At 71.2% G+C, this 8,884-nt stretch carries 6 protein-coding genes; 2 read left to right on the top strand and 4 right to left on the bottom strand.

Annotation, left to right across the window (positions count from 1 at the left end; all coding sequences use genetic code 11):
• Positions 1-142: 142 nt before the first annotated feature.
• Genes CA983_RS36040 through CA983_RS36030 form a run of 3 tightly spaced genes read right to left on the bottom strand, consistent with a single transcriptional unit; the run spans position 143 to position 3,199 of the window.
• Positions 143-736 (bottom strand): TetR/AcrR family transcriptional regulator, encoded by a 594-nt coding sequence (locus CA983_RS36040; RefSeq protein WP_086604953.1) that lies wholly within the window; start codon positions 734-736, stop codon positions 143-145.
• Between the two features lie 28 nt (positions 737-764).
• Positions 765-2,429: a class I adenylate-forming enzyme family protein gene (locus tag CA983_RS36035; RefSeq protein WP_086604952.1), complete on the bottom strand. Its 1,665-nt coding sequence runs from the start codon at positions 2,427-2,429 to the stop codon at positions 765-767.
• Positions 2,426-3,199 carry an SDR family oxidoreductase gene (locus tag CA983_RS36030; RefSeq protein WP_086604951.1) on the bottom strand — a complete coding sequence of 258 codons (774 nt, stop codon included), beginning with the start codon at positions 3,197-3,199 and terminating at the stop codon, positions 2,426-2,428. The genes CA983_RS36035 and CA983_RS36030 overlap by 4 nt, the downstream gene beginning before the upstream one ends.
• Before the next feature lie 197 nt (positions 3,200-3,396).
• Between CA983_RS36030 and CA983_RS36025 the strand changes: the two genes are divergently transcribed.
• On the top strand, positions 3,397-4,632 hold the full coding sequence (locus CA983_RS36025) for an exo-beta-N-acetylmuramidase NamZ family protein (protein WP_086604950.1): 1,236 nt from the start codon (positions 3,397-3,399) through the stop codon (positions 4,630-4,632).
• A 106-nt stretch (positions 4,633-4,738) separates the two neighbouring features.
• Complete coding sequence (locus CA983_RS36020) at positions 4,739-6,055, top strand: serine-threonine protein kinase (protein WP_086604949.1); 1,317 nt, start codon at positions 4,739-4,741, stop codon at positions 6,053-6,055.
• 19 nt (positions 6,056-6,074) lie between these two features.
• On the opposite strand, the gene CA983_RS36015 is transcribed toward CA983_RS36020, so the two are convergent.
• Positions 6,075-8,873 carry a penicillin acylase family protein gene (locus CA983_RS36015; RefSeq protein ID WP_086604948.1) on the bottom strand — a complete coding sequence of 933 codons (2,799 nt, stop codon included), beginning with the start codon at positions 8,871-8,873 and terminating at the stop codon, positions 6,075-6,077.
• Positions 8,874-8,884: the final 11 nt, after the last annotated feature.

The following is an 8,884-nucleotide window of genomic DNA, read 5'->3' as shown; positions in this document are numbered from 1 at the left end:
CTGAACGGCCTCGTCCTCAAGCGCCGGACGGGCTGGGGGAAGTGACTCAGCCCGGCGTTTCGAGCCCGGCCGCCTGGCCGACCGATTCGGGTGGTGGGTGGGCATAGGCCGGGGGTCCAGGGGGCGGAGCCCGCTGGGAGCCTTACGGGCGCAGGGCTCGTAGCAGCAGGTCGGCCAGGTGGTCTGCGACCTCCTGGGGGCTCATCGGGCCCTCCGGGCGGTACCACGTCGACAGGTGGTGGACGGACCCGAAGTGGTAGTCGACCACCAGGTCCGCCGGGGTCGCCTTGGAGAAGACGCCCGACTGCTGGCCCTCCTCGACCAGCGCGCGGAAGCGCTCGTGGTACCGGCGGCGCTCGGCGCGGACCTGCTTGTTCTTCTCGGGGCTCAGGTGGTGCATGGACCGCCAGAAGATCATCGCGTCGTCGAGGTTGTCGATGGTCGTCACCACGACGTCCGCGGCCGCGGCCCGCAGCCGCTTCTCCACCGGCTCGTCTGACTCCGCGACGGCGTCGAGTCTCTCCTGCTGGATGCGCAGCACGCGCGCGTACACCTCGTGCAGGAGGTCGTCCTTGGAGCCGAAGTAGTGGTACAGCGCGCCTTTGGTAACCCCTGCCGCCTCGACGATCTCCTGGACCGAGGTGCGGTCGTAGCCCTGCTCGGCGAAGAGCCGGGTGGCGGCGGCCAGGAGCCGCTGAGGTACGGGGGTGCCGTCCGAGTCCGTCGTCCTGGGCACTGCCGCCACCTGCCTTTCCGTACTGCTGTCAGTTGCCTTGCGTCCGGGAACGAAGCTCCCGACGGAGGATCTTCCCACTGGCCGTCTTCGGCAAGTCCGGCAGGATCTCCACCTGGCGCGGATATTTGTAGGCGGCCAGTCTCTCCTTGCAGTAGGCGGCGAGTGCATCCGGGTCCGTGTCGGCGTCCGGACGCAGGCTGATGTACGCCTTGACGGTCTCCCCGCGATACCCGTCGGGCACGCCGACGACAGCGGCCTCGCGCACCGCCGGGTGCGTGTAGAGCACGTCCTCGACCTCGCGCGGCCACACCTTGAAGCCGGACGCGTTGATCATGTCCTTCTTGCGGTCGACGACGTACAGCCAGCCCTGCTCGTCCATGAAGCCGATGTCGCCGGTGCGCAGTTCGGCGCCGGGGAACGTCTCGGCGGTGGCGTCGGGGCGCCGCCAGTAGCCGGGCACGACCTGCGGACCCCGGACGACGATCTCGCCCTGCTCGCCGAAGGGGACCTCGTCGCCGTTGTCGTCGACGATCCGTACGACCGTGTCGGGGCCGGGCAGGCCGACCGCGAGGGTCCCGGAGACCGGGTCGACGGGCGCTTCCAGGCCGGGCGGCACGGAGGCGCAGGGGGCGGTGCACTCGGTCAGCCCGTAGCCGTTGCGGATGTACGGCCCGAAGCCGGCCCGGAACTTCTCCACCAGCGCGGGCGGCAGCGGGGCGCCGCCGGAGGAGATCACCCGGAAGGACGAGAAGTGGTCGCGGGTGACGGCCGGGTGGGCGGCCAGTGCCATGAAGGCCGTGGACGGGCCGACGGTGTAGTGCGGCCGGTGCTCGGCGAACGCGTCGAGCACCACGCCGGCCTCGAAGCGGTAGGCCAGCACGAGCGTGCCCGCGCTGTTCAGGCAGGCGCCGAACTGGCAGACCATGCCGGTGATGTGGAACAGCGGCGCCAGCGCGAAGTAGACGGGCCGCTCGGGCAGCCCCAGGCCGGTCCGCTGCCGCTCGGCGTTGTACATGATGTTGCCGTGCGTGTTGGTGGCGCCCTTGGGCGCGCCGCTGGTGCCGGAGGTGTAGCTGATCAGGGCGATGTCGGAGGAAGCGGGGTCCCGGTCCCCGGGCGCCTTGTGCCCGGCCCGCGCCACGGCCACCAGGTCGTCCGCGTCCGGTGCCTGCGGCAGTCGCTCGAAGGTCAGCACGCGCGCGTCGCCCCGCGTCTGGAAGTCCAGCTCGCAGCCGGTGAGCACGATCCGCACGGGCGAGTCCGCCGCGGTCTCGCGCAGATACGACTCCCACGCCCGGTCCGAGCAGATCAGCGCGGCGACCTCGCCGTCCCTCAGGACGTGGGCCACCTCGCCCGACTTGTACATCGGGTTGACGGGCACGACGACCGCGCCCGCCTTCCAGGCGCCCAGCACGGCGAGCACGAAGTGCGGGGAGTTCTGGAGCAGTACCGCGACCCGGTCGCCGCGCTCCAGGCCGCGCGCCGCGAGATGCCCGGCGACGGAGTCGCTGAGCTCGTCGGCGTCCCGGTAGGTCAGGCGGCCGTCGAAGTAGACCAGGAAGTCGCTGTCGGGCGTCTGGGACACGGCCCGGCGCAGGGCGTGCACGAGGGAGTCGGCGGGGCCTATCGCGCCCTTCTGGGCGTCGCTCAGCAGGTCCAGCCAGGGTTTGGCCGCGTAACGGGACTCGGTCACCGGTTCTCCTCCCACTGCTGCTGGAGGCGGTTCATGCCGGTCAGCCAGCGGTCGGGATCGCCGGCCCGGGCCTGGTAGTAGGCGGCGACCTCGGAGTGCGGCAGGATCAGGAAGCGGTCCTCCTCGATGCCCTTGACCAGGGCGTCCGCCACGTCCTCCGGCTCGATCGCGGTCGGCTGGAGCACCAGGTCGCCCGCGCTGCCGGTGGCGGCCAGCATGTCGGTGCGTACGCCCTGCGGGCAGATGGCGTGGACCTTCACACCCCGGTGCCGGTACGTCAGCGACAGCCACTCGGCGAAGGCGAGGGCGCCGTGCTTGGTGACCGCGTAGGGCGCGGCGCCGATCATGGTGAGCAGCCCGGCGGCGGAGACGGTGGACACGAACCGGCCGCTGCCCCGCTCCAGCCAGGCGGGCAGCAGCTCATGAGCGGCCCGGACATGCGCCATGACGTTCACGTCCCAGGAGGTCGCCCAGGCCTTTTCGTCCAACGCCGGACCGGAGTCGATGCCGTCGAAGGCGACACCGGCGTTGGCGCAGTACACGTCGACGGTCCCGTCGAGCGCGTCGCGGGCGTCGGCGGCGATCCCCGAGGCGTCACCGGGCACGGCGACACCCCCGACCTCGTCAGCGACCCGCTTGGCCCGCTCGGCGTCCAGGTCATTGACGACGACCCGGGCCCCCTCGGCGGCAAAACGCCGGGCGAGTGCGGCTCCGATACCGCCACCGGCCCCCGTGACAACGACTCCGGCCCCCTGAAAGGCTCCCACCATCGGTCTCCTTAGACGCGGCTCTGCAATGGCGCCAGACTAACCGGTCGGTATGTGCCAGGGAAGGGTGTCGGCAACGCCCTTGTTGAGGGGCGCGGGGAACCGCGCGACCAGCCACAGGCGGCCCGCAGCCTCCACACGGCCTGCGGGAGCGCATACCGTGCCCATGCCGACCGTCCCCCGCTCAAGGAGGTCACCGCATGCGCCCTTCCAGACGAGCCGTACTCACGGCGGCCACGGCAGCAGCCGTCTCGGCCACGCCCACCGCAACCGCCGCCCAGCGCCACCGACAACTCCGCACCGGCTTCGAACGACTCGCCCACGACGGCTACGCCCTGCTCGACGGCGAAAAGGTCGGCATCGTCACCAACCCCACCGGCATCACCCGTGACGTCCGCCACATCGTCGACGTCATGCACGCGGACGCCCGAGTGGATCTGAGGGCCGTCTTCGGCCCTGAACACGGCTTCCGCGGCACCGCCCAGGCCGGCGGCTCCGAGGGCCGCTACGACGACCCCGCGACCGGTCTGCCCGTCTACGACACGTACCTGAAGAGCGGCCGGCCGCTCGCCGACATCTTCACCGCGTCCGGCGTGGACACGGTCGTGTTCGACATCCAGGACGTCGGCGCCCGCTTCTACACGTACATCTGGACCCTGTACGACTGCATGGAGGCCGCCCGGCTCGCCGGCAAGCGGTTCGTGGTCCTGGACCGGCCCAACCCGCTGACCGGGCGTGCTGCGCTGGGGCCGGTGCTGCACAAGGAGTTCGCCACGTTCGTCGGGCGGCAGCCGGTCTCGCAGGCCCACGGGATGACCGTCGCGGAGCTGGCACGGCTGTTCAACGAGGAGTTCCTGACCGAGCCCGTACCGCTGGAGACCGTGCCGATGTCGGGCTGGAAGCGCTCGGACTTCTACGACGCCTCCGGGCTGCCCTGGGTGCCGCCGAGCCCGAACATGCCGACGCCTCAGACGGCCCTGGTGTACGCGGGGACGTGTCTGTTCGAGGGTACGAACCTGTCGGAGGGGCGCGGCACGACCCGGCCGTTCGAACTGCTCGGCGCGGAGGGCGTCGACCGGCGCTGGGCCGCCGCCGCGAACGAACTCGCCCTGCCGGGCGTGCGCTTCAGGGAGGCGTACTTCGCGCCCACCTTCTCCAAGTTCCAGGGCAGGACGATCGGCGGTGTGCAGCTCCATGTGCACGACCGGGACGTCTTCGATCCCGTACGGACGGGGATCGCCCTGCTCGTGACCGCCAGGAAGGTGTGGAGCGGGTTCGCCTGGCGCTCCGACCACTGGATCGACAAACTCACCGGCTCCGCGCGCGTGCGCACGATGATCGACGCGGGCGCGGACACCGACGAGGTCGTGGCGGGGTGGCAGGAGGAGCTGGCGGCGTTCCGGCGGACGCGGCGGAAGTACCTCCTCTACCGCTGAGTCCGGCATCGCGCGCCCGATGCGCCCGTGACGTATGGCCAAGCTCCCCCGTTGGCAGGACGATGCGCCCACGTGGCGTGCGTCACCGGGGAACAGGGGGCCTGTCATGGCGGATCCGGCGATGAGTGTGACTCCCTACTGGGAGCTGACCTTCGACACGGACGGGGACCCGGCGGGCCGTCAGCGCGACCGGCTGCTCGCCGGGGTGACCGAGCACAAGGTGCGCGATCTGATCGTCTTCGCGCACGGCTGGAACAACGACCGCTCGGGTGCGACCCGGCTCTACGACCGGTTCCTGGCGCCCGTCCCGCGGCTGGCCCCGGCCGCCCGGGTCGGATACGTCGGGGTGCTGTGGCCGGCCATGCGGTTCTCCGACGAACCGATCCCGGACTTCCCGCGGGCCGTGGCGGCCGGGTCACTCCGGCGCCCGGTGCTCGACAAGGACACGCGGCACGCGCTGCTGGAGTCCTTCCCGGGCCGGGCGATCCTGGTCGACCAGATCGCCCGGCTGCTGGAGCAGCAGCCGCCGGAGGAGGCCGAACTGGAGGAGTTCGGGCGGCTGGTGCGGCTGCTGGTGGAGGTGGTGGCGCCCGGGCCGCAGGCGCTGTTCGCGGCGGACACGGTGGCGGAGGGCGTGCCGCAGAGCGAGCCGGAGATGTTCACCGGCTCCTCGGCGGCGGCCTGCGAGGAGTTCGCGCGGGCGCTGGCAGGGCTCGAAGCGTCCGACGCGCAGCGGGGGTTCGGTCTCCCCAACCCCTGGGAGGGGGCGCACGAGTTGCTGCGGCAGGCGACGTACTACGCGATGAAGCGCCGCGCGGGAACGGTCGGTGAGCGCGGTCTCGGCCGGGTCGTCGGGCAGCTCGCGGAGGCGGCGCCGGGCGTGCGCGTGCACCTCGTCGGGCACAGCTTCGGCGCACGGCTGGTGTCGTTCGCGCTGCGCGGCCTCCCCGAGGGAGTGCGCACGGTGAAGTCGGTGACGCTGCTCCAAGGGGCGTTCTCGCACTACGCGTTCGCGGCCCGGCTGCCGCACGACGCGCGCGCCGGAGGGGTGCTCCAGGGGCAGCAGAACCGCGTCGACGGGCCCCTGGTGTGCTGCCACTCCCGGCACGACTCGGCCCTGGGCACGATGTATCCGCTGGCCTCGCGCATGGCGGGCGACAGCCGGTCGGTCGCGGGCCTCGGCATCATGCGGGCCCTGGGCGCCAAGTGGGGCGCGATGGGCTACGGCGGGGTGCGGGCGGTGCCGGGCACGCGCGCGTACACCCTCGCCGAGGCGCTGCGGGCGAAGCTGCCCGCCTCGGGGTGCGTGAACGTCGACGCGGCGGCGGTGGTCAGACGCGGCGGTCCGCCCGCCGGCGCGCACAGCGACATTCTGCACGAGGAGCTGGCCCGGCTGGTGCTGGCGGCGGGCCGCATCCGCTGACCCGCCGCCTGCCCTTGCGTCACCGGTGCGAGGTGAACTCCACGACCTGCTGGTAGGTCGGCCGGTTCTGCCAGCTGATCTTGCCGTGCTTGATGCCGCCGAGGGTGCGGTGGTTGATCGAGTCGGCGCACCACTGGTCGCCCGCCGAGCACACGTCGTCGCCCGGGTAGACCTGGGCCGCGGTCTTGCCGGCCGCCTCCTTCAGGGTGCTGACGAGGGTGTCACGGCAGGCGCCGAGGTCTCCGTCGCCGCAGTACTCGCGGGCCAGCGGCCCCCGCACCTGCTCGCCGAGCACGGCCCGGATGTCCTTGTCGACGTAGCTCCACCAGCCGTACTGGAAGGAGCTTCCGGCGTGCGACCCGGTCGGGCCGTGGGAGGCGGACGGGGACTCGTCGACGGGGAGGTTGGCGGTCATGGCCGCGAACAGCTCGCTGCCGAGGCCGGGTTCGAACTCGGCCTTCACCAGCAGCGGCCACCAGGCGTCCAGGAGGCGGATCGCGTCGGCGTCGGCGTACTTCTTGGAACCGGCCGAGGTCTCCGTGCGCTTGCCGCCCGCGGTGACCCACGCCTGGAGCTTGCCGGCGGCTGCTGCCGCGGTGGGGTCGGTGACGGGCGCACTGGTGACGACCTTCAGCAGCTTGGGCAGGACGTGCTCCGCCCGCAGATCGGCGACCCCGGCATCCGCCATCGCCTTCACCAGCGAGGCCCGGGTCACCCCGCCCTGCTGGACCAGCTTCTTCACCCGGTCCTCCAGGAGGTTGCCGCGGTGCACGGAGCCGTTGCCCCAGGGTGCGGTCGTGTAGTCCTTGGCCTGCTTGTTGTTCCAGGAGATGTAGTAGTCCTGGTCGATGGAGTTGGGGTGGGCGGAGGGCGGGGTGTAGTCGGCCGTGTTGGTCGCCGGGTCCCAGCCCCGCCACTCGTACGCCGGCCGGGCCCACACCGGGAACTCGGCGTCGACGCCGTTCGCGCGCACCGGGTTGTCGCCGCTGTTGTAGTACGCGGTGTGCTCGGAGTCGGCGTAGAACCAGTTGAAGGTGTAGTTGATGTGCTGCACCGCCTTCTGGAACGACTCCGGGCCCTTCACGTAGCCCGGGTCGTTGAGCATCTGGAAGCCGATGATGGAGTCGGCCTCGTGCAGGAAGGACGAGCGCAGGGTGGTGTAGGCGACCTTCTTGCCGCCGACCGTCGCGCGATATTCGACGGGTCCGTACTTCGTGCGCCAGACGCGCATCGTGTACGAGCCGGCCGCGGTGCCGTCGGCGACCGTCGGCTTCCAGGCGTTCTTCCGCTCGACCTTCTCCATCGGCGTGCAGGTGCCGCGGTACAGGTAGTGGTAGTCGTCCTGGCACAACTCGACGGCGTACGTGTCGATGATGTCCTGGCCGGAGGTCGTGGCGCTCCACGAGTAGTCCTGGCCGCGGCCGAGTTCGACGTACATGCTCAGGCCCGCGAAGGAGGCGCCGCGGGCGCTGATGCCCGGCCCCTGGAGCTCCTGGAGGAGCAGCAGCTGGGGTGCGAAGTAGCCGGTCTGCGGGCCGAACACGGCGACCGGGTGGCCGCTGGCGGTGTGCTCGCCGCTGACGACGAGGGCGTTGGACATGCCGCGCTTGGCGGACGACAGGGCCGTCCTGGCCGCCTCCTTGGAGGCACTGGTGGCGTGTGAGCCGGCCGCGCTGCCCGTACGGTCGTAAACCAGCGGTTCCTGGGCCACCGAGCCGGCGTCGGGCAGGGCCCGGCCCTGCGGGTCAGCCGGTTTGGTCGCGTACGGGAAGCTGCCGTCGTGCTGGGTGAGGACGGCTTCCGGGTCGTTGCGCTCGCGGAAGGCCTCCCACACCTTGGTGCCCTCGGTGACGCCGTACTTCTCCTGGGCGGCCAGGAGCGAGATGGCGTTGTTGACCTCGCCGCCTCCGCCGGAGCCGAACAGCGCGCCGATGACGGAGGCCAGCGCGACCATGTCGGTGATCTTGAAGTGCTCGATCTTCCCGGCGTTGGTGACCGAGTCCTTGTGCCCGGTGAGGACGTACTCCCCGGGGAAGTACCGGCCGCTGTCGGAGGCGTCGATGTAGGCGTTGATGCCGTCGAGGTAGGCCTTGGCGTCGGCGAGGGCCAGCTTGCCGCGCTCGCCGTTGGTGGCGACGGCGTTGTCGATCTGCGCCTGGAGCTCGGCCTCGGAGTACGGGGCGTGCCGCCAGAACTGCTGTTCCAGGCCCTGGTTGGAGGGCGCGCCGCCCGCGAAGGAGGTCAGCTGACCGCGCCCCACGTGCCGGAAGACGTCCATCAGCCACAGCCGGTCCTGGGCGGCCGCATAGCCGGCACCGAACTCCGTGCCGTATCTGGTGGTACCGGTGATGTGCGGCACACCGGTCTTCTTGTCCCGGACGATCGTCACGTCACCGCGCCCGGCGGGTTTGACGGTGGAGGCGACCTGGTCCGACGGCACCCCGAAGGACGCGTCGTTGAAGAAGTTGTTGATCTTGTCGTTGGTGAGGCCCGTGTACCCCTTGGCGAGGTCGGCATACGGCCCGAGCTGGTCCTCGGCGTGTTCGGGCTGGGTGCCGAAGGCCTGGTTCAGGAGGATCTGGGCGAGGGTGGCGTTGCCGTTCTGGCCGGGCGGGAGGATGTCCGAACACTGGTTGCCGCAGTAGTCGTTCGCCGCCGCCGGGGTCCGCGCGGTCTCCGTCTCCGAGGCGGCCGCCTGTGACAGTGGCGACAAAAGACCCGCGATCAGCGCGCATACCGATGCGGTCTTCAGGAACCCGGGGATTCCGCGGAGAGTTCTCATTCTGTCGAGAAAGGTGCGTGGGTTACGCCGTGGCATGTGGGGGGCTC

Source organism: Streptomyces swartbergensis (assembly GCF_002148965.1).
In the GTDB taxonomy this organism is placed as follows: Bacteria; Actinomycetota; Actinomycetes; order Streptomycetales; family Streptomycetaceae; genus Streptomyces; species Streptomyces swartbergensis.
Note: the sequence above shows the minus strand (reverse complement) of the source record. Positions and strands in the feature narration are given on the sequence as shown.

Coding starts and splice junctions, on each gene's coding strand:
- CA983_RS36030 (WP_086604951.1), bottom strand. CDS start 3,199: ATGGTGGGAGCCTTTCAGGGGGCCGGAGTCGTTGTCACGGGGGCCGGT.
- CA983_RS36025 (WP_086604950.1), top strand. CDS start 3,397: ATGCGCCCTTCCAGACGAGCCGTACTCACGGCGGCCACGGCAGCAGCC.
- CA983_RS36020 (WP_086604949.1), top strand. CDS start 4,739: ATGGCGGATCCGGCGATGAGTGTGACTCCCTACTGGGAGCTGACCTTC.
- CA983_RS36015 (WP_086604948.1), bottom strand. CDS start 8,873: ATGCCACGGCGTAACCCACGCACCTTTCTCGACAGAATGAGAACTCTC.